Genomic DNA, 25,175 nt, shown 5'->3' on the forward strand with positions numbered 1-25,175 from the left:
GCGATGTCCAAGATTGTCAGTGCAGCTGAGGCGGTTTCTCGCATCAAAGACGAGGATGTCGTCACCGTGTCATCTTCGTCGGGCCTTGGATGTCCGGACAAGGTGCTTGCGGCGCTTGGAGACAGATTCCGGGCCGAAGGGCATCCGCGTAACCTGACCACTCTGCACCCCATCGCGGCAGGCGACATGTACGGCATCAAGGGGATGGATCACATCGCTCAGGATGGGCTTTTGTCCCGTGTTTTGGCGGGCTCCTACCCATCCGGCCCCTCGTCGCTCGAAATGCCCGAAATCTGGAAGATGATCACCGAAGACCGTGTTGCCGCGTATAACGTCCCATCCGGTATCATGTTCGACATGCACCGCGACGTGGCCGCGCGCAAAGCGGGGGTGCTCACGCAGGTCGGACTAGACACCTTTGTCGATCCGATCCGCGAAGGCTGCGCGATGAACGCCAAAGCCGAGGCGGCCCCGATCGTGCATCGCCACGAAATGTTAGGTCAAACATGGCTTCACTTCCCCAACATTGTGCCAAACGTTGCCATCATCCGCGCGACCACGGCAGATGAACGTGGAAACCTGACCTATGAACACGAAGGCGCGCTTTTGGGCGCTCTGGATCAGGCCATTGCCGTGCGCAATCACGGCGGACTGGTCATTGCACAGGTCAAACGTGTAACGGCCGCCGGCAGCCTGCGCCCACATGACGTGCACGTGCCCGGTCATCTGGTTGATCTGGTCGTGATGGACCCCGACCAGAAACAGACGACCGAAACGCTCTATGATCCCGCGATTTCAGGCGAGATCATGCGCCCCTGGGACAGCTTTAGCCTTGCCGAGGCGGGCATTGAAAAGGTAATCGCGCGCCGCGCAGCGATGGAGTTGCGCGCGGGCATGTCTGCCAATCTGGGCTTTGGAATTTCGGCTAACGTGCCGCGCATCCTGTTGGAAGAAGGGCATCCGCAGGCCGTCACCTGGGCCATCGAACAGGGTGCGGTCGGGGGTGTACCGTTGACAGGATTTGCCTTTGGCTGCGCGTCGAATGCGGATGCGATTGTGCCATCACCGAACCAGTTCACCTATTTCCAAGGAGGCGGATTTGACGTGTCTTTCCTGTCCTTCCTTGAGGTTGACCGCGACGGCAACGTCAATGTCTCGAAACTCGGAAAGAAACCTTATCTGACGGCAGGATGCGGCGGCTTCGTCGACATCACGGCCCATGCGAAAAAGATCGTCTTTTCAGGCTATTTCGAAGCGGGCGCAAAGCTGGATGTCAGCAACGATGGCGTTCGCGTCACGCAACCCGGCAAGTTCACAAAGATGGTCGAGACGGTCGAACACGTGACCTTCTCGGGGAACCGCGCGCGCGCGACCGGTCAGGATGTGATTTATATCACCGAGCGCTGCGTGATGCGCCTTGATGCCGATGGGCTCATCGCGGTCGAGATCATGCCGGGCATGGACCCGAAAACCGACATCATTGCCGCATCTAATGGACGTGTGCGCGTTTCAGAAGATGCTACGACCATGCCGCTGAGTTTGTTGGCTGATGGCCCCATGGGGCTCGCGCTATGAGTAGCGTTGACCTGATCCGTCATGGTCCGGTTGCCGAGTTGCGGTTGAACAATCCGGCCAAGTTGAACGCGCTGACCGTTGGAATGCTCGACGCCCTTGAAGCACATCTGACAGCGCTTGAGGCGACATCAGGCATTCGGGTGATCCTGCTCACATCTGAAGGTGAACGCGCCTTCTGTGTGGGGGCCGACATCAATGAATGGGCCGACCTGCCGCCGATGGAGTTCGCACGGATCTGGGTCAGACGCGGGCACCGCATCTTTGATCGGCTCGCAGCCCTGCCCATCCCAACGATTGCGGTCTTGCAAGGCCACGCCTTTGGCGGTGGGTTGGAATTGGCGGCGGCCTGTGACCTGCGCGTTGCATCCCCAAAGGCGACGCTTGCCCTGCCGGAAACAGGTGTGGGGATCGTCCCCGGTTGGTCCGGGTCGCAAAGAATGATCAAGCTCTTGCCCCCCGCGATCGTCAAAGAAATGGCGTTGACGGGTCGCCGCCTGACGGCAGAGCGGGCAGCGTCGCTTGGATTTGTGAATGCCGTTGCAGAGGATGCGCGCGGCGAAGCGGACACCATGGCTGCCGAGATTGTATCGAAATCTCCGGAGGCGACCGAGATTGCCAAATACATGCTGTCTGCAGCCATGGGCGAAGACAGTGCATCGGTGATCGAGGCCTTGGGCAGCGCCGTGATGGCGGCATCGCCGGACAAGGCCGAAGGCGTGGCTAGCTTTCGGGAAAAGCGCCCTGCCCGGTTCAATAATGGCTGAGACCGAGGCCGATATCGTGATCATCGGCTCCGGCATGGGCGGGGCCACGATGGCCGCTGCCTTGGCTCCGACGGGTCGGCAGATCGTGATCCTTGAACGCGGCGATCATATGCCGGACGTACCGGAGACACGCGATGCCAAGGCGATCTTTGCCGATGGCCGCTTTCGCCCGGACGAGGTTTGGGAAACGCCCGACGGCACCCCCTTCAATCCCGGCAATTTCTATTTTGTCGGCGGAAATTCAAAGATGTATGGCGCGGTATTGATCCGCTACCGTGCGGAGGATTTCGAAGAGCGTCAGCATCTGGGCGGATCTTCACCGGCTTGGCCAATTTCTTATGCCGCTTTGGAACCTTGGTACCAAATGGCCGAAGAGATGTACCGTGTCCGTGGCGACGCCACACAGGACCCCAGCGAGCCGCACCACAGCGGCACGTACCCCTATCCGTCACTGCTAGATGAACCCGCCATCGCCGAGACCCGGCGCAGGTTACGCAAGGCCGGAGTCACGCCCTCAAGCCTGCCGCTCGGTGTGGATATCGACCGATGGCTCGAGGGCGGCCATACGCCGTGGGACGGGCACCCAGACACAAACGGCGGCAAGATGGATGCTGAAAGCGTCGGGCTTGCCGAGGCTCTGCGCCATCCGAACGTCACGCTCTTGCGCAATACTCGAGTGAACCGCCTGGAGACTGCCAGTGATGCGCGCATTGCGCGGGTCCACTTTACTCAGGACGGCGACAGCCATGCGATCAAACCCAAGGTGACGATCCTGAGTGCTGGGGCGGTGAATTCGGCAGCGCTTCTCCTCGCATCTGCCAATGATAATTTCCCGAACGGGTTGGCGAACCGATCCGACATGGTCGGGCGACGCTTCATGAACCACAACTGCAGCGCTCTGCTTGCACTACATCCGTTCCGCCGCAACCACTCTGTTTATCAAAAAACGCTGCAATTCAATGACTTCTACCTCGGTGGCGGGCCGGATGGCGCGCCGCTGGGCAACGTACAACTTCTCGGCAAGATCACGACGCCGATCCTGACATCACAAGCAAAGCTGCCCCGACCAGTCGCTGCTTGGCTCGCAGCGCGATCGGTGGATTGGTATGTGATGTCCGAAGACCTGCCTTCGCGCGACAGCCGCGTAACGCTCCGCAACGGGCGGATCGTTCTAGATTGGAAGCGATCAAACTGGCAGGCGCATGAAGCGCTGGTGGTTAAAACCAAGGAAGTCTTGCGCAAGGCTGGGTTTCCGATCCTTTTGTCGAAGGCGTTTGACCGGCGCACGCCGTCTCACCAGTGTGGGACAACGGTTTTTGGCGCCGATCGAGCTTCATCGGTGCTGAACTTGCACTGTCGGGCGCATGATCATCCCAACCTATTCGTGGTCGATGCAGGGTTCTTGCCTACCTCGGCAGCCGTCAATCCAGCTTTGACGATTGCCGCCATGGCATTGCGCGTGGCCGAGCATGTGAAGGAGGCCGCATGAAACGCGCACTGATCACAGGTGGCCAGCGCGGGATCGGGCTTGGCATTGCCAAGGCGCTTGAGGCGGCCGGTTTCGAGATTATCCTGATGGCCGAGCGGCCCGAAGATCACCCAGAGGTGAAAGACGCACTGCGGAATGTCGCCTCAGCCCACTATGTGCAGCACGATATGGCTGATGTCGCAGGCCTGCCAGCGGCGCTTGAACACGTTGGACCGGTTACGACGCTGATTTCGAACGCCGGGGTCCCTGCCCTGCATCGCGGCGATTTGCTGGACATGACGGTAGAGAGCTTTGACCACACCCATAGGATCAACCTGCGCGGGGCGTTTTTTCTCGCACAGGCGGTTGCACGGCAGATGTTGAGCCTGCCCGCGAACCCCTATCGCTCCATTTGCTTCATCACTTCGGTTTCGGCGCACATGGTCAGCGTGGAGCGCGCTGAATACTGCATGTCGAAAGCCGGAGCCTCCATGGCGGCCAGCGCCTTTGCGGCGCGGCTTGCCCCGGAACGGATCGGGGTCTTTGAACTTCAACCCGGCATCATCGCGACCGACATGACCGCAGGCGTGAAAGAGAAATACGACATGCGCATTGCCGACGGATTGGTGCCTGCGCACCGTTGGGGGCAACCCAAAGACATTGCGGAAACCATCCTTCCGCTGGTGACAGGCCAGATGGCCTTTGCCACGGGCGCGGTCATCCCTGTGGATGGCGGATTGAGCATTCCACGTTTGTGAGGACTGGCATGGGATACGACTTTATCATCGTTGGTGGCGGATCGGCGGGCTGCGTTTTGGCAGCGCGCCTGTCCGAAGACCCAAACGCGCGTGTGCTCTTGCTTGAGGCAGGTGGGCGTGCCCGACATCCGCTTTACGCGCTGCCAGCAGGCTTTGCGAAGATGACGTTTGGCATGGGGTCTTGGGGCTGGGAAACCGTTCCGCAGAAACACATGAAAAACCGGGTGCTGCGTTTCACCCAAGCGCGTGTCATAGGTGGCGGATCGACGGTCAACGCCCAGATTTACACCCGTGGGAACGCGTTGGATTATGACGAGTGGCGACAATTGGGATGCGATGGCTGGAGCTATTCAGACGTCCTGCCCTACTTCCGGAAATCCGAGGATAACGACACATTCGACAACGAATATCACGGCAAGGGCGGACCGCTCGGGGTCTCTCAACCCTCTGCGCCTTTGCCGATTTGCGAAGCGTATTTCAAAGCCGCCGAACAGCTGGGCATCCCGTTTAACGGCGACCTGACAGGCGCTGCGCAAGACGGTGTCGGGTATTACCAATTGACGCAGAAAAACGCGCGCCGGTCGTCAGCCGCCACAGCGTTCCTGAACCCCGCCGAAGCGCGGCCCAATCTGGACGTTCGCTATGGCGCGCAAGTGCTTCGGATTGTCACTCAGGCTGGTCGCGCGACCGGTGTTGAGGTTGCCACCGGCACGGGCACAGAAATCCTGCAAGCTGATCAAGAGGTTCTGTTGTCATCCGGAGCTATCGGGTCGCCAAGGATGCTGATGCTGTCTGGTATCGGCCCAGCCGATCATCTGCGCGATGTCGGCGTAGATGTTGTGATCGACCAACCCGGCGTTGGGTCGAACCTGCAAGAGCATCTGGACCTGTTCACCATCTGCGAATGCACGGGCGATCACACCTATGACAAATACGCCAAAATGCCATGGTCCGCGATTGCCGGTGCCCGCTACCTGCTGACCCGCGGCGGGCCGGTCGCCTCAAGCCTCTTTGAAACGGGCGGCTTTTGGTACGCCGAACCTGACGCCCGCAGTCCTGATATACAGTTCCACCTTGGTTTGGGATCGGGCATCGAGGCAGGCGTTGCCAAGATGTCGAACCCCGGCGTTACCCTGAATTCTGCCTATTTGCGTCCACGTTCCCGAGGGACGGTGCGGTTGGCGAGCCATGATCCAAAAGCCGCGCCGCTGATTGATCCGAACTATTGGGAGGACAGCCATGATAGGGACATGGCGATCAAAGGGCTCAAACTGACACAGGACATACTGCGCCAAGACGCACTGAAACCATATGTCAAACAAGAGGTCATCCCCGGACCAGACGTGCAGACGGATCAGGATTACTTCGATTATGCATGCGCCAACGCCAAAACCGACCATCACCCCGCCGGCACCTGCCGAATGGGCAGCGACGAGGCCGCTGTTCTGGACACGCGGTTACGGTTCAATGGCATTGAGGGTCTACGCGTGGTCGACGCCTCGGTCATGCCGCGTCTGATTTCTTCGAACACCAACGCACCGACGATCATGATTGCCGAAAAAGCGGCGGATATGATCAAGGCAGATCACGGGATGGCGACATGAGACTGCCCACCTATGATGCCGGATTGGCCAATTACGAACCGGTCGCTGATCCGCTCACGCCGCGCGCACCAAAGGCGGCGTTCAACCGTATCGCCTTTGCAGCGGCGCATGTGGTTTCGGACCCCATGGCCGAACGCGATCCTTGGATCGGGCGTCCTGCCGTGGATTGGGACAATACGCTCAGGTTTCGTCATACGCTCTGGGATCAGGGACTGGGTCTTGCAGAAGCGATGGACACCGCACAGCGCGGAATGGGCGTCGATTGGGAAACAGCCAAAGAGTTGATCCAACGCACCATGACAGAGGCCAAGGCGCATCCGCTTGCCCCTCGCGTCGCGTGCGGCGCGGGTACGGATCAGGTGGCGACCGAAGACCTGACAACCGAAGCCGCTATAATCGCCGCCTATTCGGAACAGATGGAGGCTATTGAAGCAGCTGGTGGGCGGATCATCATCATGGCCAGCCGCGCCATGGCCGCGTTGAAGGGTGGACCGGACAGTTATGCCAGGGTCTATGACGCGCTGATCACTCAGGCGGCAGAGCCGGTGATCCTGCATTGGCTCGGCGATATGTTTGACCCTGCCCTCACCGGCTATTGGGGGGCTGATGATCTGGATGCCGCAGCCGATGCCGTCCTTTCGATCATCACCACACATGCCGACAAGATCGACGGGATCAAGGTGTCGTTGCTGGAGCAAGACCGCGAAGAAGCATTTCGCGCGCGCCTGCCAGAGGGTGTTCGGCTCTATACCGGCGATGATTTCAACTATGCAGCTTTGATCGAAGGCGATGGCACGCACCACTCAGACGCCTTGCTTGGGATTTTTGCTGCCATCGCGCCTGCGGCATCGCAGGCGTTGGAGGCCTTGGCGCAGGGCGATCACGCGACCTATCACGCGCACCTTCATCCGACCGTACCGCTGTCGCGGGAAATCTTTCGCGCACCGACCCGGTTTTACAAGGCGGGCATCGCGTTTCTGGCTTGGCTGAATGGCGCGCAATCGCATTTCATCATGCCAGCAGGCCTGCATTCGTCCCGCGATATCACGCATTATGCAGAGGTCTTCCGGCTCGCCGATCAGGCGCGGCTGTTGACGGACCCAGACCTTGCGGAGTGGCGGATGGGCGCGCTCTTGGCGATGCATGGGATAGACGGTTGAGCAAGAAACCCACCATCAAGGATGTTGCGGCACATGCAGGCGTGTCGAAATCGACCGTTTCGCTGGTGTTGCAGAACTCGCCACTGGTAAAAACGCAGACGCGAGAAGCAGTGCAAGCTTCCATGCTGGCCTTGAACTATGTGCGCAATCGTGCGGCCGCGTCCCTGCGCGGGGGATCGACGGGTTTGGTGGGCCTTGTCATTAATGATCTGCGCAACCCGTTCTTCACCGAATTTGCAACTTCGGCTCAAGAAGCCTTGGCCGAGGCGGGCTTTGCCACCGTCATCGCGAACACGGATGAGAACGCGCAGACCCAGCACCGGGTCATCGCCTCAATGCTGGAACACGAGGTTTCAGCGCTGTTGGTATCGCCCGCCTATGGGATAACCAAAGACACCTTCGACGCGATGGCACGGGCAGGTTTGCCAGTGTTGCAGGTCCTGAGGCAAGTCGATCCACGGGCCAAGCATTTCCCGTTTTTCTCTATGGACTACGCACATGGCAGCACATTGGTGGCGCAGCATCTTGTTGACGAGGGTTACCAAAAGATCGCCTTCGTCGGCGGGATCGCGCGGCGCCAAATCACCGAGGAACGTCTGTCAGGATACCTCAGCACGATGGACACGGCCGGACGCGAGCCCACCGTGCTGTTCGGTCGCGCAACGCGCGATCTCGGGTGGCAGCTGGCCGATGAACTGATCGATGCGGGCGTTGATGCGGCGATGTGCTTTAACGATCTCGTCGCGCTTGGCCTATCTGCGGCTCTTGCGCAGCGTGGGCATCGGATGGCCGTAACAGGGTTCGATGACATCGAGGAATGCGTGCAGGTGTATCCTCAACTGACCTCGGTTCATTGTGACGTCAAACGCTTTGGCAGGCGCGCGGCGGATATCCTACTGGCGTGGCACCAAGGCGGTGAGAAACCCCGCGACCTGCCCCGGCAGCCTGTGCATCTTGAGGTGCGCGCCTCGTCTCAAAGGAGTTCTGCATGATCCTGCACTGTGTCTTTGTGAATTTTCGCCCAGATGGCGACCCCGATGAACAGCAGGCGGTCCTGCGGGGCCTTGGGGACCTTCAACCGAATATTGACGGGTTCGAAGCTTACCACTTTGGACCGAACCTTGATTTCGAGCGCAAGACCAAGGACCACCGCGACGGGTTCATCTGTACCTTTCGCGACCGGGCCGCGCTTCAGGCCTATTCCGACAACACCGCGCATAAGGCGTTGGGCGCGCGACTTGTTGCACAATGCGTAGGCGGCGCAGACGGTATTCTTGTCTATGACCTAGAGGTCTAAGGCACACGCCGCCCGGCGCAGGGATCACACCACAGGCGGCAGACCGACGGCAGCCCGGCCTTCATCGGTTTTGATCGAGAAATCCGTGCCTGCATATTGCGCGGCTGCCGGCGTACACAGGTAAGCAATGGCCTTGGCCACATATTCGGCGGGGATATGGACGCCTGGATCGAGTTGGCTAACTGGGTTGATGCCGCTGTCTTTGATCTGGACCTGCATATCCGTCGCCACCGTACCGGGCGACAGGCCCACGACCGTGATCCCGCGATCTCCGTGTTCCTTGTGGCCGCATTTGGTCAAAGACAAAACGGCGGCTTTTGTTGCGCAGTAATGGCTCCAGCCCTCAAGCGCGCCGGTCGCGGCACCAGATGAAATGTTGATGATCGTCCCGTCACCCGCCATGGCCGGGATGGCGTGGCGCATCCCGTAATAGACGCCTTTCAGGTTCACATCGACAATCTGTGACCAGGCCTCTGGATCGCTGTCTTCGATCCGCGCGATGGGATCGATCAGGCCCGCGTTGTTCACGAGAACATCCAAACCGCCAAACTCATCAGTGGCGCGTTCGATGAGCGCGCGAACCGCAGCCTCATCGGCAACGTCGCAGGCCTGCGCAATGGCTTTACCGCCGGTCTCGGTGACCTCGCTCACGACGTAATTCAATGCGGCTTTGCTACGCGCGGCCGCCACGACATTGGCACCCAGCGCCGCAAGATGGCGCACGGTGGCTGCACCGATACCCCGGCTCGCGCCCGTGATGATAATCGTCTTTCCGGTCAGATCTTTCATGAGGAGTTCCTTAGGCATTTTTACTTAGGTGCGCGCCGGGGCGCAGCGGGTCAAGGCAATCGGCGGAGTGCAGTTTTCAGCTATTGCCCGATGACGCAGATCTATTACGACGGTATATGCAAGAAAAGATGCCACCTTTCCTCAGACTCATGCAAGAACCGCACGAATGGACCTAGATGCACTCAAAACCGTCCTAACGGTTTCGCAACGCGGCAGCTTTGCTGCGGCCGCCCGCCAATTGGACATGGACCCATCATCGGTCTCGCGTGCCGTTGCCGGGGTTGAGGATGATTTGGGCATACGGCTTTTTCACCGCTCAACACGTCGGCTGTCTTTGACCGAAGAAGGGCGCATCTATGTCCTGCGCCTCGCCCCCCTTGTGGAAGGGCTGGATGAAGCCGCCGAACAAGCCAAGGCACAGTCGGTGGAACCAGAGGGCGTTCTGCGCATCACCGCGTCGAATGCCTACGGCTACGAACGCCTTGTCCCGCTGATTAAAGTGTTTCAGGACACCCATCCGAAACTGGTGCTTGATCTGATCCTCACGGATGATCCCGTCGACCTGATTGCAGAAGGCATTGATGTCGCGATCCGTCTTGCCCCGTCTGTCAGCGGAGATCTGATCTGCGCGCGCCTTCACGGGACGCGGTACATGGTCTGTTCAGCGCCCGGCCAAGAGAGTGTAACAACGCCAGAAGATCTTCGATCGATGCCGTGTTTGCGCCAGAACCTGCCGGAGTTTCGAGACGCATGGCGGTTTCGCCAAGCCGGTGACGAGCTGACCGTTCCTGTGACTGGCCCAGTCTTGCTGTCTAGCCCATTGGCCTTGCGGCACGCGGCGCGACAGGGCTTGGGGCCTGCGCTGTTACCTGATTGGCTGGTGGCGAATGATTTGCGTCGTGGACGGCTGATGAACCTGTTCCCGGACTGGCAGGTTACAGCAACCACATTCGATACGGCTGCGTGGCTGCTCTATCCATCCAGACGGCATTTGCCCGCACGGACACGCGCGGCGATCACAGTGTTACGACAGGCCCTCGGTCGGGGCGGCTTCCCGGCTCCCCACTGAGGCAGAGGCACGACGCGTCAGCACCTGACGGCGCACAAACGCCGCGATGAACATCGCTGTCAGGATCAAGATGATCGTCGGTGCAGGCGCGCTGTCGATCCAAAAACTCAGGTAAACACCTCCGCACATCGAAACCACGCAAACGGCAACCGCCACCCAGAGCATCGCGACAAATCGACGAACCAGCAAAAACGCAATCGCTCCCGGCGCGATCATCAGGCCGATAGCAAGGATCAGCCCCACAGCCGACAGTGTCGCGACAATCGTCAACGACAGCGCAGCCAAAAGCCCGTAATGCAGCCAATTCACGCGCAGCCCGACCGCCCTTGCATGTGCCGGATCAAAACTGTGCAGCAAAATATCCTTCCAGAAAACGATCAGGCCGAGCGCGACGACAACCGAAATCGCGCCTGCGGTCCAGAGGTCCTGCGCGCCCACACCCAGCATGTTGCCAAAGAGGATGTGATCAAGATGGGCACTGGTGTCTATGCCAACATAAAGGACGATCCCCAAGGCAAACATGCCTGAGAAAACGACCCCCATAACGGTATCTGATTTGATCCGGCTGTTGGTCGACAGATATCCGGTCGCAACTGCGCAGGTCATTCCGGCCACAAAGGCCCCAAGCAACAGTGGTGCGCCGATGATATAGGCCAGCACGATCCCCGGCAGCACCGCATGGCTGACGGCATCACCCATTAGCGCCCAGCCTTTCGTCACCAGAAAACATGACAGGATCGCCGTCGGCACCGATACGATGATGGACACCAGAAAGGCGTTCTGCATGAACGGAAAAAGAAACGGCAGCATCAGGGATGAGAGGTCCATGCCGCCTCCCCGACACGTGGTTTCGCAGAGCTATTCAGTGCCTCGCGCGCGCGGCGTTTGGCGGCCAGCATTCCGTGCTTTGGTGCCCAGACAAAGGCCGCCAGAAAAACCAGCGTTTGCAGCAGCACGATGATCCCGCCGGTCGCGCCATCAAGGAAGTAGCTAAAGTAAGCCCCAAGGAAGCTGGTCACCGCACCAATGGCGATAGATGTCAAAACAAGGCGCGGAAACCGGTCACACAGCAAATAGGCTGTTGCGCCCGGTGTAACGACCAGCGCGATGACAAGAAACGCCCCCACGGTCTGCATGGCGGCCACAACGGATGCAGACAGCAGTACGAAAAACACAACCTTCAGTGCTTGAGGATGCAAGCCAATGGCCCGGGCGTGGTTTTCGTCAAAGAAGGTGACCATCAGGTCCTTCCACTTGAGCCCTAGCACCAACAGCGTCACCGCACCGATCAGAGCCAGCTGGACAGTATCAGACGGCGTGATCGCCAGAATATTGCCCATCGTGATCGTCTGAACGCTAACCGACACCGGGCTGAGCGAGACGATGAACAGGCCAAGCCCGAAGAAAGATGTAAAGATCAGACCGATGATCACATCAACCTTGAGGCCGGAGCGTTCCGACAGAAAAAGCATCGCTCCTGCCGCCAAACCACCCGAAATAAAGGCGCCCAGCGCAAAAGGAAGCCCGAGCATATAGGCCCCTGCAACGCCAGGAACGACGGAATGCGCCAGCGCGTCACCGATCAGGGACCAGCCCTTGAGCATCAGGTACGCAGACAGAAACGCGCAGACCGCGCCCACCAACGCAGACACCCACATCGCGTTGAACATGTAATTGTATGTGAATGGCTCGATCAGCAATTCCATCACGGGGTCTTCTCCCGCGTCTGGGTTTTTTCGCCGTATTGCACAAAGGGACGTTCATCATCTGACAGGATGGTGATTTCGCGCCCGTCTTCGTCGTCATGCAGGTCCGCGCCACCGAGGGTGAAACGCCGGAGCACGCCACCAAATGCGACCTTAAGGTTTTCATGGGTGAACACCGTCTCGGTCGGGCCGTGGGCAAGGATCGTGCCTTTGACCAGGATCGTCCTGTCGCAAAACTCTGGCACCGACCCAAGGTTGTGGGTCGACACCAACATGACCCGGCCTTCATCGCGTAACTCACGCAGCAGGCGGACGATCTGTTCTTCGGTTTTCACATCAACGCCCGTGAATGGCTCATCCAGCAGGATGACCTGACCGTTTTGCGCCAGCGCGCGGGCGAGAAAGACGCGCTTGCGCTGACCACCGGACAACTCACCAATTTGACGGTGCCGAAAGTCCTGCATGTTCACACGTTCAAGCGCGTGATCTACGGCGTCACGATCGGCCTGCGATGGCCGCCGAAGCAGCCCCATATGCCCGTAGCGCCCCATCATCACAACATCTTCGACCAAAACCGGGAAGTCCCAGTCGACCTCTTCGTTCTGGGGGACGTAGGCGACAATATTGCGTTTCAGCGCTTCGCGAACCGTCAAGTCCATGATGCTGATCTGACCTGATGCGACTGGAACAAACCCCATCAACGCCTTGAAAAGCGTTGATTTCCCCGCACCATTCACCCCGACCAGAGCCGTCACAGTGCCTCGCGGGATCGCAAAACTGGCGTCGCGCAAAGCGGTGTGGCCGTTGCGATAGGTGACACTGACCCCGTCGACCGCCAAACCCGGCTGGTCGACCTGTTCATGTGGGAGTGCCTCCAAGGTTGCGGCTGGTGGTGTCATAGGCCCTAATTCATAGCGCTGGTTAATCCGTCGGCCACAGTCGTCGCGGTCACACGCAGTAGGTCAAGGTAGGTTGGCACCGGACCGTCAGCTTCGCTGAGCGAGTCCACATAAAGTACCCCGCCATAGGCTGCGCCTGTTTCGCGGGCGACCTGCTCGGCCGGGGCGGTGTTGACGGTGCTTTCGCAGAATACGACGGGTATGTTGTTGTCAGTGACACCGTCGATCACGGAACGCACTTGCTGAGGCGTGCCGACCTGATCGGCGTTCATCGGCCAGAGATAGAGTTCCTGCATGCCAAAATCCCGAGCGAGGTAGCTGAACGCACCTTCGCATGTCACCAACCAGCGTTGGTCCGCCGGGATAGCGGCCACGGCCTCTCGCAGGGGTTCGATCGTGGCTCGCAATTCGTCACCATAGGCAGCGGCATTGGCGGCGTAGACCTCGGCGTTTTCAGGGTCCTGCTCGGCCATGGCGGCGGCCATGTTGTCAATGTAGATCAGCGCGTTATCCAGACCCATCCAAGCGTGGGGATTGGTCTTCCCTTCGTAAGAACCTGAACCAATGGCAATCGGCTCAATGCCTTCCGAGACCGTCACTGAGGGAATGTCGCCCAAATTGTTCAGGAACTGTTCGAACCACAGTTCAAGGTTCAGGCCATTCCACAGAATGAGGTCCGCATCGACCGCATTTACGATATCGCGCGGTGTCGGTTCATAGCCGTGAATTTCTGCGCCGGGTTTTGTGATCGAAACCACCTCGGCCGCGTCCCCGGCCACGTTCTGGGCCATGTCAGCCAGAACGGTAAAGGTCGTTACAACCTTCATCTTGTCATCGGCCATCGCCGGGATGGCAGTGGTCAGCGTCAGAAGGGTCGTCAGGGCAAGTGTCGAGCCTCGGGTCATGTCAATCTCCGGCAACAGGTGTCCTAGTCTGATCTGTAAATGCAAATCACTTGCAAGAAGTCAAGGAACTTGCGAATTATTCGCAATAAAAGAGAATGCCGCGCGGAGATTTCCGCGCGGCGTATGGGAACCTTGCCCAAGAACCGGGCAGGCATGTCTCTGCGAGGGTGGAGTTAGGCCCCCGACTGAGACCCCAAAACCTGCATGCGTGTGACTTTGGAGCCGCCTTTGACCGACACCTCAAGCGTGAACGGGCCTTTCGGCAATTCGCCAAGATCCACCCACCACGTATCAAGGGCCGTTTTCTCAAGGACGCGACGATTGCGTTTCAGAGAGAGCTTCGTTGTCTCACCATCAGGAAAGCGGAGCTTGAGGCTTACTTTCTCTGGCATGCCATCGATCGCGCGGAGACCAAGAAGCGATGGCAAGTTGTCCATCTTTTGTTTGGCCTTGCCGCCATCAAGCGCGATGGTCGCGATGTCGCTCGTGCTCGAGTCAGAGATCAACGCGCCAAGCAGTTGGCGCAGCGTGGCCTCGTTCAGTTGATAGGTGTACGGAAATTCCCAAACGATCATGCTGGGCTGCTCGGCTGCATAGTCACCGCTCAGCATATACTGCTCCAACGGGCCAAGCATCCCACCACCAGAGACCGATACGTTTTTGACCGGACGCCCCAGTGCCGCCGAAATCGCATCGGCAGACTGATATTGGTCGCGCTTGTAGCGATCCGAGAAACTGGTGCCGGCCAGGACGACCGCATTCTCGGTGTCCACGTCGTCCAACAATCCACCGACCGACGGTAGGAATGCCGTGTAGTCATAAACCGGAGCCTGTTCTTTTTGTGGGTCTACATCACAGGTTGCGCGGACAATGTCGGCAAGCGATCCACGCTCTTGAAACGTCTCGACCACGGGCAGTTCATTGACATCAAATGCAGGTGAAGCGTTGGCGTCCAACGCTTCGGCCAAGGCCAAGGCGGAATGAGCAGCACCTGTGTTCGTCCAGTGCGTGTCACGCGAAAAATAGTACGAAGACCGGATATCGGCATCTGAAATCGCGCGCGCCTGAAGGTCTGGCATCACGACGCCGGCCGCGCGCAATTGTTTAACCATTTCCGCAAATGAAGCAGACTGTGCGGAAACGTCAAAGGCATCTGCGCGCGTTTGATCAACAATATCCTGACCTGCAACAACAGGTCGTGGCGGTGCGATAAGCATAGCAAACGTGGTGCCGCGTGCGTCGAATTCCTGCACGATCCGAGCCATCAGCGATTGCTCGACAGAGGACAGTTCATAGCCGCCTTTGAATTGATCCGATCCGAAAATCCAGCCTGTATCGGCGTCGTTGTGGATCGGCGCGAGCCGTTTGTATTTCTTGTCGAGTTCCGCTTCTTGCAGCATTTGCGCGCAGATTGGTGCGGAACCCGCTGAAGTCGCAAGAAGGGAGATGCCGGTGGCTACGGCAAAGGCGCGGATCGGTGAAAGGGAAGTTTTCATGGGAGGGACTCCTTGGTGGAATAGTTTGTGTCAGAGGTAACGTTCAGGGATTTCCCAAACGACGAATTGAGGGGCGAGATCTTGGATCGCGCCGGTTGTCAGGGCATCCGTCATAGGAGCGAAGGGTCCCTGCCCCTCGACAGACAGGTTGACGACATCAAGCCCGGTCGCGCGGCTGAGCGCGCCTGCGAAATCGAACTCGGTGCGCGCCGAAAAACTGGTGCCGACCAAGACGATGCCGACCTCGACATCACCAAACAGACCTGCGCTTGGCTGTGCGACGGTCGTGGTGGTCGAAAGGTTGATGGTTTCCTCGGCAATCCCGGCCCAGCGCGCAAAAGGCCCGGTTTCGACGAAAGGCATCAAATCTGCGCGGAACGGTTGGTCAGGTGTGATCGCTACTTCGAACTCAAGATTGCCAAGTCCGGCCAGTCCAGCATCCTGTGCAATGACTTGCGCGGCTTGATCCGCACCAAAGGGGCTCCAATGCGTGTCTGTCCGGAGGAACGTGTCTTCAGCGCCGCGCGCCTCGGTCAACGCGGAATTCAGATCAATCGCCGGGAAACCAAGTTCGCTAAGCGTATCGCGCGCCGTATCGAAGCGGGTCTCTAACTGCGCCCCACGTTCGCGCGGCAGCTTGTCTGCGTAGACGCGCGCCTTGTCGGGCACGATCACAGGGATCAGGGTGATACCTTGATTTGCCAGCGTCTCTTGCACCGTTTGCAGCGTTTCGGTCAGAGGAACGGCATTGGTCGCAGGACGAAATTCTTCGGCCGTGAATAGCCATTGATCATCGCCAATCACAACGTCCGGCCCGGTCTGACCGAAAGCCGCAAGCGTCAGAGCGTTCATCGCGCCGCGGGCCACATCATTCAGTGGCAAAGTGTCGGCAAACCGGTCCTCATACGCCCGCTGATAAGCGCCGCTGAGAACACTGAGGTCTGGGGCGGGACCTTCGGTTGTCGAAAGCCCGTAAAGAGCCGGTATCGCCAAAGCCGATGCAAAAACCCAAGGCAGTGCGGTGGAATAGATATCACGTTGCATGGATCAGACCTCAGAATTGAAAGTAGAGAAACGGTGAATGCAGGCGGGCGCTGAGCACCATCGTCGATGCCGTCATGAGCACAACGGTGGTGCCAAAGCGCAAAGCGGGCCATGAGATGTCGGTGCGCATGGCGCGGCCCATCGTGGCGATCACACCGCCAATGAAGAGCGCCCAAAGCTCAATCGACTGCGTGGCGTAGAGGTATTGGGACGACAGCCCAAGTTCGCCCAAGCCGAACATGCCGCGATACATCGTCAGCGCCACTTGCAACGTCTCGGCCCGGAACAAAACCCAGCCGATCATCACAGCGATCATCGTCGTCAACCAGGCAAACGGGCGTGGCAGCAGGGTCTGACCCACACGCACGCCGGCCAAACGCTCGGCAGCCAAGAGCAAACCATGCCATGCGCCCCAGAGAACAAAGGTCACGTTCGCCCCGTGCCAAAGCCCGCCCAGAACCATCGTCAGCATCAGGTTACGATAGGTCGCCAGCGCGCCGTGACGGTTCCCGCCCAGCGGAACATAGAGGTAATCGCGCAGCCATGCCGACAGGCTAATATGCCAGCGCCGCCAAAACTCGGTGATCGAAGTGCTGGTATAGGGCGCGTCGAAGTTTTCCATGAAGGTAAAGCCGATCATCAACCCAAGCCCGATTGCCATGGACGAGTAGCCTGCGAAATCAAACAGCAGCTGGATCGAATAGGCTGCGACACCCAACCACGCCTCGGCCATGGAAGGATCCGAGAGGGCAAAGGCGCGATCAGCCAAGGGCGCCACGGTGTCCGCGATCAAAAGCTTCATCGCGAGACCTTCGACAAAGCGGCGCACGCCCATCGCGAATTTTTGCAGGCTGTGTGTGCGTTCAACGAATTGATCCGCGAGGTCCTTGTAACGAAGCACCGGACCGGCAATCAGCTGCGGAAAGAGCGATACGAAGGCAAGATAGTCGATCAGGGTGCGTGCAGGCGGCGCATCGCGGCGGGACACGTCAACGATATAGCTGATCGCCTGAAAGCTGAGGAACGAGATGCCAATCGGCAGAATGATCGCATCAAAGGCGTAGCCTGCCCCGCCAAGCGTCTCGCGCAGGTCACTGGCGATGCCCATGACGAAAACCGCATATTTGAAGTAACCCAGCGCCGCGAGGATCAGAGCAACACCGATGCGCACAGCCCATTTGCGGGTGGCTTCGTTCGCCGTAGTTGCGGCAACGTGCCCAGCGCCATAGCTCACGACCGAGATCGCAAAGACCAGCGCGAGGTAATCCACGCGCCACCACCCATAGAAAGCATAGCTCGCGAGCAGGATCAGGACCGAACGTGCCCGAACCGGGGCAAGGTAGTAGGTCGCCAGAAACAGCGGCAGAAAGCCGAAAAGGAAGATTTGCGAGGCGAAAATCATTGACCTGCCTCCGCAAAGACGGGGCCGTATGTGTCTTTGATCATTTCGACACTGCCGTCCGGCAGCACCACAAAGGACAGGTTTTGCCCACGGCGCAGCACGACATAAAAGGTCGTTGCATCCGAGCCATACGAGACCCCAAGCGTGACCGACAACGGATTCACCGCGCGCGTTGCTGCGGCACCCACAGCGACATCACCCAGGACTTCTGGACCGCCGTCCGCGACCGACAGAGCAGCAGGCAGTTCGGAACCCAAGTTTACCATCGACAGGTAGACTTTGCCCGGCTTGTCACGGGCTGGCTCTTCGACGACGCTCAGGACCTGTCCTGCGGCCTCAAAGACCGTGTAATGTGCGCCATCTTTGGCCTCTGGCAGCACGCCCGGCGCAAAGGCAACGTAGACATCCTCTGGCAACTCAGTTGTGGGTACTTTGCGCCCGAGGATCGTGAGGCTCTCAGAGCTTGCCCCAAGGACACGAACAAAGGCCGCCCCCTTGGGCACGACAGCGCCATACAGACCATCTTCCCGCTCGGCCAAAGCCGCCTGCGGAAGGCAGCTTGCCACTGCACACCAGACTACGATCAAGAAACGTTGCATCATCACCAACTCCTGCGATTTCGGAGAGGTTTAGGTGAATGACCGCTGTCTGCGGGCGACGCCGACGGATGATTTTTCTATCCTGAGGTATAGACGCCCAACCTTCTGTGCAGCGTCAGAGGGCAAGGAAAGCGGCTGTCAAGAAAACGTGACAGAACAATGCCGATCACGCCCCAAACGGCCTTGAAGTTCCGGGCCAAGTGAAACAGGCTGCAGGTTCAACAGGAAGGTCTGGGTTGGGATTGGTTTGACTATGGCGCGTGCTGGCCTTTTTGCGGCTGTCTTACTTGTCGGAATCGGCATCGTCGCTTGGGTTCTAATGACCCCGACCGGGGATCAGATATCAGAAACCGACGCCTTCAGCGCGCCGGGGTTGGAACCGATGACGCTTGATCAGGCGCAAAACGACTTTTTCCGGCTGACTCCCGCGCTGCTCTTGGTTGTTTATCAGGCTTTCAGCGAGGTTCAGGAAGATTCCATCTATGACACGCTGGCCAGCGTCACCCATGGTGATGCGCTGGAATACCTTTATCTGGAACGTGTCGGTGCCATGGCTGGTGGCGGGCTTGAGGAAGAAGCCGATCAAGAAATCCACGAGATCAACTTGCTTTATACAAGCGTCATGCGCGAAGACACCGCGCTGAACATCGACGCTTCTTGGCAGGTCATTGGTACGGTCGGTCATGCCGAACACCTGCACGTGCGCGGCAACACATATAGTGCGGCGTTGACCGTCTCACCAATTGACGGCGCTTGGCGCATCACGGATTTCAACCTGCTCGACGTTGATCGCGACAGTGCGGGCGAAACCTTTGAGGCACCAGCGACAAACTGATGATCACGGTTAAGGACCTCAAGTTTGGCTATGCGGGCGGCGGGTTTCGCCTGAGTGTGCCAGAGTTCAAACTGGACAGCCGCGAGCGCTTGGCGATTGTCGGACCAAGCGGCAGCGGGAAAACCACACTCCTCAATTTGGTTGCGGGCATCCTCACGCCGAAAAGCGGAGATATTGACGTCGATGGGACCAAGGTGTCCGATCTTTCTGACGCCGAGCGTCGCCGGTTTCGCGCAACGCATATGGGGTTTGTCTTTCAGGACTTCGCTCTGCTGGATTATCTGCCTGCGCGGCAGAACATTCTTTATCCCTATCGGATCACCCCTGCCCTGAAACTCGACAGCGCGGCACGCGACCGGGCGCAAGCACTGGCCGATGCCTGCGGGATCGGGGACAAAATGGACCGCCACCCATCAGCACTCAGCCAAGGCGAACAACAACGCGTTGCTATCTGTCGCGCGCTGGTCACGCAGCCTAAACTCATCCTGTCGGACGAGGCCACCGGGAACCTTGATCCCGACAGCAAGGCGCGCATTCTCGATCTTTTGTTTGAACAGGCGGCTGAGGCTGGGGCAGCCGTGCTTGCCGTGACGCACGACCACGAATTGCTTCCACGGTTTGAACGTGTGCTGGATTTCGCCCAGTTTCGCGAGGGGGCCGCCGCATGAACGCGCTGTTTCTCGCCTTTGCTTACCTTCGCTACCACTGGGCACGCAGTTCCGTTCTTGTCGCGGTTGCGGCTCTGATCCTGTTTGTGCCTGCGGCGACCCAAATCCTGTTGTCCACAAGCGAACGCGCCTTGGTTGCACGCGGCGATGCGACGCCGCTCTTGCTGGGTAGCCGTGGATCGCAGCTCGATCTCACCATGTCAGCACTGTATTTCTCGGACGAGCGTCCGGACCCGGTGCCCATGGCCGAGGTCGAAACCGTTTGGGACAGCAATCTTGGTGTTCCAATACCGGTCCACACTGCGTTTTCGTCCAGCGGGTTCCGCATCGTGGGAACGACATTGGATTATTTCGATTTCCGGGGCCTTTCGCCGGTCGATGGTCGCGGTTTGTCCATCCTTGGCGACGCGGTGATCGGCTCTGAAGTGGCCGAAAGCCTCGGCAAAGGCGTCGGCGACACCTTGGTTTCCGCACCAGAGAACCTCTTTGATCTGGACGGTGTATATCCGCTGGAGATGCCGATTGTCGGTGTTCTGCCGCAGACAAATACGCCAGACGACAGCGCCATTTTTGTCGACATCAAGACCGCTTGGGTGATCCAGGGGATCGGCCACGGGCACGAAGACGTCGTGACCGCTGCCGAGGTCGCATCGGGAACGGCGGCCATCGCCAACGCGGCTGTCGTTCAGTACCAACGCATCACCCCCGACAATATCGACAGTTTCCACTTCCACGGTTCGCAGGATGGTTTTCCAGCGACGGCCGTGATTGTCGTCCCGAATGACACCCGCTCTGCCACGATCCTGAAAGGTCGCTATCTTGATAGCGAAGGCCCGACACAGCTGATAGAACCGGCTGGGGTCATTCAGGGGCTGGTGGATCGGATTTTTCGGATCAAATCGCTCTTGGACGCCGTGACCGCCATCATCGCAATCGCCGCCTTCGCAGCGATTGGGTTGGCGGTCTTTCTCAGCTACCGCCTGCGCGCCCGCGAGGTGGCAACTGCTGTAAAATTGGGCGCTCGGAAGGGCATGGTTCTGCGCCTCTTGGCAGCGGAAACCGTGACGCTATTGTCAATTTCAGCAGGTATCGCTGCCCTCGGCGCGATCATCGTGTCCCAGAATGCCGAGGCTTGGGTGGGATGGCTTCTCTCGCTCGGATCGTAATCAACAGGAGGTTTTATGAAACAATATCTTGTGACAGCATCGTTTGCTGCTCTCATGGCTGCGACACCTGCTCTGGCGCATTATGGCATGATCATCCCAAATGATCCGATGATCAGCCAAGAAGACGGTCGCAGTGTCGACCTGACAATGTCTTTCTCGCATCCGTTCGAACTTGATGGGATGATGCTCGACAAACCTGCGGCCTTCTCTGTCACGCACGAAGGCAACACCACCGATCTCTTGGGCGGGTTGCAGGACGCCACCGTAATGGAGGATCAGGGCTACACGCTCGAATACCGGCTGGACCGCCCCGGCACCTATGTTTTTGCCATGGAGCCAAAGCCCTATTGGGAACCTGCCGAGGATGCCTTTATCATTCACTACACCAAGACCTACGTGACCGCCTATGGCGATGACGAAGGCTGGGATACCGAACTGGGTCTGAAGACAGAGGTTGTGCCTTTGACCAAACCCTTCGGTCTGTGGGAACACAACGTGTTCCAAGGCATCATCAAAATGGACGGCGAACCAGTGCCTTATGCCGAGGTCGAAGTTGAGTATTACAACGAAGACCTGTCCGCGACCGTGCCTGATGAATTGATGATCACCCAAACGGTCAAGGCGGACGCCGACGGTGTCTTCACCTATGCGCCGCCATCGTCGGGCTGGTGGGGCTTTGCTGCTCTGAACACAGCGGATTACACCATTTTGGAAGAAGGCTCTGGTGAAGAGAAAGCTGTCGAGCTTGGTGCTGTGATCTGGGTCCATTTCGAAGAATGGACGGGCAATTGATCCGCGCAGCAGCCGTTGCCGCAACACTGGCCATCGCCCCAACCGGGACGATGGCGCATCAACTGGTCGTTTTTGCATCTGTTGATTGTCAGGTCGTGACCGTCGAAGCCAAGTTTTCGAATGGACGCGTCGCGCAGGCGGGTGACGTTCGTGTGCTTGACGGCGAAAACACGCTCCTAATGACGCTTGAACTGGGTGAGGATGGCACCGCTGTCGTGCCACTCGACAGCGTCGACCATAGCGGCGGTCTGGTGATCGAAGTCGATACCGGCGGACACGACAACTATTGGATCGTGACGCCTGACGACATCACACGCAATTGCGGGAGTTAAATTTGAAACGCTTTGCACTGGGAATGGCTGTCGCAGTTCTGGCGGCGACAACAGGATTGGCACAGGACCGTCCGCAAATCGCGACGGTGAACTATCCTTTGCAATACTTTGCAGAGCAGCTTGCCGGGGATGCCGCCGATGTTCTGTTCCCGGTCCCAGAGGACGTGGACCCGTCGTTCTGGCGGCCGACGATCAGCGATATCAGTACGATCCAAGGCGCTGACTTGATCCTTTTGAATGGCGCAGGGTTTGCCACCTGGATAGATCGTGTGTCCCTGCCCCGGTCGCGTGTCGTGAACACGTCAGTGGCAATCGAAGATCAATTCATTGTCACCAAAAGCATCACCCACAGCCATGGCGACGGCGGCGAGCATTCGCACGAAGGGCTGGCGGCCTATACCTGGCTCGATCCTACGCTGGCCTCGGCTCAGGCCGAAGCGGTCGCAACGGCGATTGCTGGCAAAGGGCTGGTCCCGGTCGAGGATGTCGCCGAACGGTTGATTGCATTGCAAGCTGATCTGGCCGCGCTCGACGCGCGCACGGCAGAAGCACTTGCTGATGTAGGCGATGTGGCCATCATCGCGACGCACCCTCGCTATCAATACCTCGCGCGGCGCTATGATCTGAACATCACCTCTCTGGAATGGGAGGCTGGGGCGATGCCGAGCGATGCAGAGCTTGCAGAACTGGCCGACGAAGCGGCGCAAACCGGTGCAACAGTCCTGATCTGGGAAGACACGCCGCCAGATGCCGGATTTGACGCGGTCACCGATTTGGGTCTGCGTAACGTGGTATTCTCACCGCTCGCGACCGCAAACGGTGACGCCGATTTCATTGCATCCTTTGATGCCTACGTTACGGCGTTATCAGATGCACTGCAGGCACAGCCGGGAAACTAACGTGTGATGCGTCATGAAATGCAGGTCGGTGACAACACCGACGCCATTGCGCAGGTGTTTCGAGAAAGCTTTGCTGCGTCCGAAGGACCGGAAGAAGGCGATAGGATCGCGAGCCTTGCCGCCCGCCTAATGGCAGAGACACCGGTGGAAGACTTACGCGTTGTCACCGCTTGGGATGATCTGGGGCCATCGAAGGTCGTCGCAGCCATCCTCTTTACCCGGCTGCGATACCCCGACCCGCGTTGCGTCTTTCTTTTGTCGCCCGTGGCGGTTCTACCGGATTATCAGCGCAAAGGTGTCGGGCAGACCCTGATCACCGCTGGTTTGCAAACCTTGCAGTCAGAGGGCATCGACATCGCCGTGACCTATGGAGACCCGGCCTTCTATGCTCGGATCGGGTTTCAGCAGGTCACCATTGATCAGGTCCCTGCACCGTATGCGTTGGCCTTGCCGCACGGGTGGCAGGCGCAAAGCTTGCGCGGGGACGATCTAACCCCGCTCGCAGGTCCTGCTCAGGCCGTCGCCGCTTGGGCCGACCCCGAATTGTGGTAGCTGGACATCGGCACAACGCCCGCTGACGTGACCTTGGATTTCGACCATTTCACGAGGATCACCGCGCCGCTGTCGACTCCATGCTCGCTTAGGTCCGAAACCAGCGTATCCAGCGTGGATTTGATCAGCCGCTCCGTCGGTTTGGACACATCCACGCAGACGTCGATTTGGCCCATTGCCGGAAACCCTTGATCAGCCAGCCGGGCCGCGATCCGATCTGCCTGACGGGTCGCCATGTAAAACGCCGTGGTCGTACCGGGCGCCGCCAAACGCGTGCAGTCCGGCAGCGCATTGTCGGCGCAGCCTGTACCGGTCGACAGCACAAATGTATCGGTTGCGCCACGCTCAGTAAGGCTTTGCCCCAAGGCCGCACCCGCCGCCGCAGCAGCTGTGACACCTGGGACGAGGTCAATCGCGATGCCCGCCCGCTTCGCGGCATCAAGCTCTTCGGTCGCGCGGCCAAAGATGCCCGGATCACCGGATTTCAAGCGGACCACGTTGCGCCCTTTGCGCGCTTCGGCGACGATCAGCGCGCAGATCTTGTCCTGGGGCCACGCATTCGCGCCAACCTGTTTGCCGACAAAGACGCGCTCCGCATCCCGGCGCGCAAGTTCAAGCACATCAGGATCGACGAGCCGATCGTAAAAGATCACATCCGCTTCTTGCAGGCGTTCCACGGCCCGCAACGTCATCAGATCGCGCGCGCCAGGTCCCGCCCCAACGAGAGAGATATGACCCTGCCCTGTTTCCTTTGGCGCGCCACCTGCGGCGATGGCCGCTTTGATGTCTCGCGCGGCTTCCCGCTCGGCGCCCCGCGCCCACTGTTCACCGGCTTTGCCTTTGAATACCCAGGCCCAGAATGCACGACGCTGATCGCGTGGCACCTGCCGCGCAACGCTTCCTCTCAGCCGTCCTGCCAGAGAAGCGAGCCCCCCAAGATTGGTTGGCAGCATCCGTTCAAGCTTGGTCTTGATGTCGCGCGTCAGCACCGGCGCGGTGCCTTCGCTTCCGATGGCGACGACAATGGGGTCACGATCCACAATCGCAGGTGTGGTCATGTCACAGAGGTCTGGCTGATCGACCACATTGACCGGACACCCGGTCAGTTTCGCAATGCCGTGAGCAGCCGCATCAAATCCGGGACACCCAGTTCCGACAAAGATCATCGCCGAATCCTGAAACAGCTCGGCCGAAAGCTCGGTCGTCTGCTCCGCGCGCCCTGAGTCCACGAGGCCCTGCAATTCGTCTTCGAGCGTTTTGGCCACGAGGATCAGCTTGGCGTCGGTCTTGAGCAAAAGGCGCGCCTTCTGCGCAGCTTGTTCGCCGCCCCCCACAATGACGACCTTGCGGCCTGTGGTACGGATGAACATCGGAAAGGCTTTCATGGCTCTGCCCT

Annotated in this window: 26 protein-coding genes; 16 read left to right on the forward strand and 10 right to left on the reverse strand. The window is 59.1% G+C overall.

Going from position 1 to position 25,175, the window contains the following annotated elements; genetic code table 11:
* Positions 1-3 precede the first annotated feature (3 nt).
* The 8 genes from FE702_RS05860 to FE702_RS05895 are packed head-to-tail and all read left to right on the forward strand — an operon-like array spanning position 4 to position 8,626.
* Positions 4-1,575 carry an acyl CoA:acetate/3-ketoacid CoA transferase gene (locus tag FE702_RS05860; protein WP_147125327.1) on the forward strand — a complete coding sequence of 524 codons (1,572 nt, stop codon included), beginning with the start codon at positions 4-6 and terminating at the stop codon, positions 1,573-1,575.
* Complete coding sequence (locus tag FE702_RS05865; RefSeq protein WP_147125328.1) at positions 1,572-2,339, forward strand: enoyl-CoA hydratase/isomerase family protein; 768 nt, start codon at positions 1,572-1,574, stop codon at positions 2,337-2,339. Before FE702_RS05860 ends, FE702_RS05865 begins: the two co-directional genes overlap by 4 nt.
* Complete coding sequence (locus tag FE702_RS05870) at positions 2,332-3,828, forward strand: FAD-dependent oxidoreductase (protein WP_147125329.1); 1,497 nt, start codon at positions 2,332-2,334, stop codon at positions 3,826-3,828. The genes FE702_RS05865 and FE702_RS05870 overlap by 8 nt, the downstream gene beginning before the upstream one ends.
* Entirely contained in the window at positions 3,825-4,565 is a 741-nt protein-coding gene (locus tag FE702_RS05875; protein ID WP_147125330.1) for a 3-ketoacyl-ACP reductase, read from the forward strand. Before FE702_RS05870 ends, FE702_RS05875 begins: the two co-directional genes overlap by 4 nt.
* An 8-nt stretch (positions 4,566-4,573) precedes the next feature.
* A complete protein-coding gene (locus FE702_RS05880) occupies positions 4,574-6,169 on the forward strand; it encodes a GMC family oxidoreductase (protein ID WP_147125331.1) in 1,596 nt (531 codons plus the stop codon).
* On the forward strand, positions 6,166-7,329 hold the full coding sequence (locus FE702_RS05885; protein ID WP_147125332.1) for a dihydrodipicolinate synthase family protein: 1,164 nt from the start codon (positions 6,166-6,168) through the stop codon (positions 7,327-7,329). The genes FE702_RS05880 and FE702_RS05885 overlap by 4 nt, the downstream gene beginning before the upstream one ends.
* Positions 7,326-8,321, forward strand: coding sequence for a LacI family DNA-binding transcriptional regulator (locus tag FE702_RS05890; RefSeq protein WP_147125333.1), 996 nt, complete (start codon positions 7,326-7,328; stop codon positions 8,319-8,321). The genes FE702_RS05885 and FE702_RS05890 overlap by 4 nt, the downstream gene beginning before the upstream one ends.
* Positions 8,318-8,626: a Dabb family protein gene (locus FE702_RS05895; RefSeq protein ID WP_147125334.1), complete on the forward strand. Its 309-nt coding sequence runs from the start codon at positions 8,318-8,320 to the stop codon at positions 8,624-8,626. The genes FE702_RS05890 and FE702_RS05895 overlap by 4 nt, the downstream gene beginning before the upstream one ends.
* A 24-nt stretch (positions 8,627-8,650) precedes the next feature.
* Here FE702_RS05895 and FE702_RS05900 read toward each other — a convergent pair whose 3' ends face one another.
* Positions 8,651-9,415: an SDR family NAD(P)-dependent oxidoreductase gene (locus FE702_RS05900; RefSeq protein WP_147126138.1), complete on the reverse strand. Its 765-nt coding sequence runs from the start codon at positions 9,413-9,415 to the stop codon at positions 8,651-8,653.
* A 166-nt stretch (positions 9,416-9,581) separates the two neighbouring features.
* Here FE702_RS05900 and FE702_RS05905 point away from each other — a divergent pair, with 166 nt between their 5' ends.
* Positions 9,582-10,484 (forward strand): LysR family transcriptional regulator, encoded by a 903-nt coding sequence (locus FE702_RS05905; RefSeq protein WP_147125335.1) that lies wholly within the window; start codon positions 9,582-9,584, stop codon positions 10,482-10,484.
* Here the strand turns inward: FE702_RS05905 and FE702_RS05910 are convergent.
* The 8 genes from FE702_RS05910 to FE702_RS05945 all read right to left on the reverse strand — a co-directional run bounded on the left by FE702_RS05910 (position 10,440) and on the right by FE702_RS05945 (position 18,538).
* Entirely contained in the window at positions 10,440-11,312 is an 873-nt protein-coding gene (locus tag FE702_RS05910; RefSeq protein WP_147125336.1) for a metal ABC transporter permease, read from the reverse strand. The genes FE702_RS05905 and FE702_RS05910 overlap by 45 nt on opposite strands.
* Positions 11,294-12,190, reverse strand: a complete 897-nt coding sequence (locus FE702_RS05915; protein ID WP_147125337.1) for a metal ABC transporter permease — start codon at positions 12,188-12,190, stop codon at positions 11,294-11,296. Before FE702_RS05915 ends, FE702_RS05910 begins: the two co-directional genes overlap by 19 nt.
* On the reverse strand, positions 12,190-13,089 hold the full coding sequence (locus FE702_RS05920; RefSeq protein ID WP_147125338.1) for a manganese/iron ABC transporter ATP-binding protein: 900 nt from the start codon (positions 13,087-13,089) through the stop codon (positions 12,190-12,192). The genes FE702_RS05915 and FE702_RS05920 overlap by 1 nt, the downstream gene beginning before the upstream one ends.
* Positions 13,090-13,094: 5 nt before the next feature.
* Positions 13,095-13,994, reverse strand: a complete 900-nt coding sequence (locus FE702_RS05925; protein ID WP_147125339.1) for a metal ABC transporter substrate-binding protein — start codon at positions 13,992-13,994, stop codon at positions 13,095-13,097.
* Between the two features lie 173 nt (positions 13,995-14,167).
* Positions 14,168-15,490, reverse strand: a complete 1,323-nt coding sequence (locus tag FE702_RS05930) for an alginate O-acetyltransferase AlgX-related protein (RefSeq protein ID WP_147125340.1) — start codon at positions 15,488-15,490, stop codon at positions 14,168-14,170.
* A gap of 30 nt (positions 15,491-15,520) precedes the next feature.
* Positions 15,521-16,534 (reverse strand): alginate O-acetyltransferase AlgX-related protein, encoded by a 1,014-nt coding sequence (locus tag FE702_RS05935; protein ID WP_147125341.1) that lies wholly within the window; start codon positions 16,532-16,534, stop codon positions 15,521-15,523.
* A 10-nt stretch (positions 16,535-16,544) separates the two neighbouring features.
* A complete protein-coding gene (locus tag FE702_RS05940) occupies positions 16,545-17,936 on the reverse strand; it encodes an MBOAT family O-acyltransferase (protein WP_147125342.1) in 1,392 nt (463 codons plus the stop codon).
* Positions 17,933-18,538: an alginate O-acetyltransferase AlgF gene (locus FE702_RS05945; protein ID WP_147125343.1), complete on the reverse strand. Its 606-nt coding sequence runs from the start codon at positions 18,536-18,538 to the stop codon at positions 17,933-17,935. Before FE702_RS05945 ends, FE702_RS05940 begins: the two co-directional genes overlap by 4 nt.
* Positions 18,539-18,854: 316 nt before the next feature.
* Here FE702_RS05945 and FE702_RS05950 point away from each other — a divergent pair, with 316 nt between their 5' ends.
* The 7 genes from FE702_RS05950 to FE702_RS05980 are packed head-to-tail and all read left to right on the forward strand — an operon-like array spanning position 18,855 to position 23,779.
* Entirely contained in the window at positions 18,855-19,370 is a 516-nt protein-coding gene (locus tag FE702_RS05950) for a hypothetical protein (RefSeq protein ID WP_147125344.1), read from the forward strand.
* Positions 19,370-20,038, forward strand: a complete 669-nt coding sequence (locus FE702_RS05955; protein ID WP_147125345.1) for an ABC transporter ATP-binding protein — start codon at positions 19,370-19,372, stop codon at positions 20,036-20,038. The genes FE702_RS05950 and FE702_RS05955 overlap by 1 nt, the downstream gene beginning before the upstream one ends.
* A complete protein-coding gene (locus FE702_RS05960) occupies positions 20,035-21,204 on the forward strand; it encodes an ABC transporter permease (RefSeq protein ID WP_147125346.1) in 1,170 nt (389 codons plus the stop codon). Before FE702_RS05955 ends, FE702_RS05960 begins: the two co-directional genes overlap by 4 nt.
* 15 nt (positions 21,205-21,219) lie before the next feature.
* On the forward strand, positions 21,220-21,996 hold the full coding sequence (locus tag FE702_RS05965; protein WP_147125347.1) for a DUF4198 domain-containing protein: 777 nt from the start codon (positions 21,220-21,222) through the stop codon (positions 21,994-21,996).
* Entirely contained in the window at positions 21,981-22,328 is a 348-nt protein-coding gene (locus tag FE702_RS05970) for a hypothetical protein (RefSeq protein ID WP_147125348.1), read from the forward strand. Before FE702_RS05965 ends, FE702_RS05970 begins: the two co-directional genes overlap by 16 nt.
* A 23-nt stretch (positions 22,329-22,351) precedes the next feature.
* Complete coding sequence (locus tag FE702_RS05975) at positions 22,352-23,227, forward strand: metal ABC transporter substrate-binding protein (RefSeq protein WP_147125349.1); 876 nt, start codon at positions 22,352-22,354, stop codon at positions 23,225-23,227.
* 6 nt (positions 23,228-23,233) lie between these two features.
* Positions 23,234-23,779, forward strand: a complete 546-nt coding sequence (locus FE702_RS05980) for a GNAT family N-acetyltransferase (protein WP_147125350.1) — start codon at positions 23,234-23,236, stop codon at positions 23,777-23,779.
* Here FE702_RS05980 and cysG read toward each other — a convergent pair.
* Positions 23,740-25,164, reverse strand: a complete 1,425-nt coding sequence (gene cysG / locus FE702_RS05985) for a siroheme synthase CysG (protein WP_222611789.1) — start codon at positions 25,162-25,164, stop codon at positions 23,740-23,742. The two genes, FE702_RS05980 and cysG, sit on opposite strands and share 40 nt — an antisense overlap.
* Positions 25,165-25,175: the final 11 nt, after the last annotated feature.

Source organism: Shimia ponticola (assembly GCF_007995215.1).
Lineage (GTDB): Bacteria > Pseudomonadota > Alphaproteobacteria > Rhodobacterales > Rhodobacteraceae > Shimia_B > Shimia_B ponticola.

Coding starts and splice junctions, on each gene's coding strand:
- FE702_RS05860 (WP_147125327.1), top strand. CDS start 4: ATGTCCAAGATTGTCAGTGCAGCTGAGGCGGTTTCTCGCATCAAAGAC.
- FE702_RS05865 (WP_147125328.1), top strand. CDS start 1,572: ATGAGTAGCGTTGACCTGATCCGTCATGGTCCGGTTGCCGAGTTGCGG.
- FE702_RS05870 (WP_147125329.1), top strand. CDS start 2,332: ATGGCTGAGACCGAGGCCGATATCGTGATCATCGGCTCCGGCATGGGC.
- FE702_RS05875 (WP_147125330.1), top strand. CDS start 3,825: ATGAAACGCGCACTGATCACAGGTGGCCAGCGCGGGATCGGGCTTGGC.
- FE702_RS05880 (WP_147125331.1), top strand. CDS start 4,574: ATGGGATACGACTTTATCATCGTTGGTGGCGGATCGGCGGGCTGCGTT.
- FE702_RS05885 (WP_147125332.1), top strand. CDS start 6,166: ATGAGACTGCCCACCTATGATGCCGGATTGGCCAATTACGAACCGGTC.
- FE702_RS05895 (WP_147125334.1), top strand. CDS start 8,318: ATGATCCTGCACTGTGTCTTTGTGAATTTTCGCCCAGATGGCGACCCC.
- FE702_RS05900 (WP_147126138.1), bottom strand. CDS start 9,415: ATGAAAGATCTGACCGGAAAGACGATTATCATCACGGGCGCGAGCCGG.
- FE702_RS05905 (WP_147125335.1), top strand. CDS start 9,582: ATGGACCTAGATGCACTCAAAACCGTCCTAACGGTTTCGCAACGCGGC.
- FE702_RS05910 (WP_147125336.1), bottom strand. CDS start 11,312: ATGGACCTCTCATCCCTGATGCTGCCGTTTCTTTTTCCGTTCATGCAG.
- FE702_RS05915 (WP_147125337.1), bottom strand. CDS start 12,190: ATGGAATTGCTGATCGAGCCATTCACATACAATTACATGTTCAACGCG.
- FE702_RS05920 (WP_147125338.1), bottom strand. CDS start 13,089: ATGACACCACCAGCCGCAACCTTGGAGGCACTCCCACATGAACAGGTC.
- FE702_RS05925 (WP_147125339.1), bottom strand. CDS start 13,994: ATGACCCGAGGCTCGACACTTGCCCTGACGACCCTTCTGACGCTGACC.
- FE702_RS05930 (WP_147125340.1), bottom strand. CDS start 15,490: ATGAAAACTTCCCTTTCACCGATCCGCGCCTTTGCCGTAGCCACCGGC.
- FE702_RS05935 (WP_147125341.1), bottom strand. CDS start 16,534: ATGCAACGTGATATCTATTCCACCGCACTGCCTTGGGTTTTTGCATCG.
- FE702_RS05940 (WP_147125342.1), bottom strand. CDS start 17,936: ATGATTTTCGCCTCGCAAATCTTCCTTTTCGGCTTTCTGCCGCTGTTT.
- FE702_RS05945 (WP_147125343.1), bottom strand. CDS start 18,538: ATGATGCAACGTTTCTTGATCGTAGTCTGGTGTGCAGTGGCAAGCTGC.
- FE702_RS05950 (WP_147125344.1), top strand. CDS start 18,855: ATGACCCCGACCGGGGATCAGATATCAGAAACCGACGCCTTCAGCGCG.
- FE702_RS05955 (WP_147125345.1), top strand. CDS start 19,370: ATGATCACGGTTAAGGACCTCAAGTTTGGCTATGCGGGCGGCGGGTTT.
- FE702_RS05960 (WP_147125346.1), top strand. CDS start 20,035: ATGAACGCGCTGTTTCTCGCCTTTGCTTACCTTCGCTACCACTGGGCA.
- FE702_RS05965 (WP_147125347.1), top strand. CDS start 21,220: ATGAAACAATATCTTGTGACAGCATCGTTTGCTGCTCTCATGGCTGCG.
- FE702_RS05970 (WP_147125348.1), top strand. CDS start 21,981: ATGGACGGGCAATTGATCCGCGCAGCAGCCGTTGCCGCAACACTGGCC.
- FE702_RS05975 (WP_147125349.1), top strand. CDS start 22,352: ATGGCTGTCGCAGTTCTGGCGGCGACAACAGGATTGGCACAGGACCGT.
- FE702_RS05980 (WP_147125350.1), top strand. CDS start 23,234: ATGCGTCATGAAATGCAGGTCGGTGACAACACCGACGCCATTGCGCAG.
- cysG (WP_222611789.1), bottom strand. CDS start 25,164: ATGAAAGCCTTTCCGATGTTCATCCGTACCACAGGCCGCAAGGTCGTC.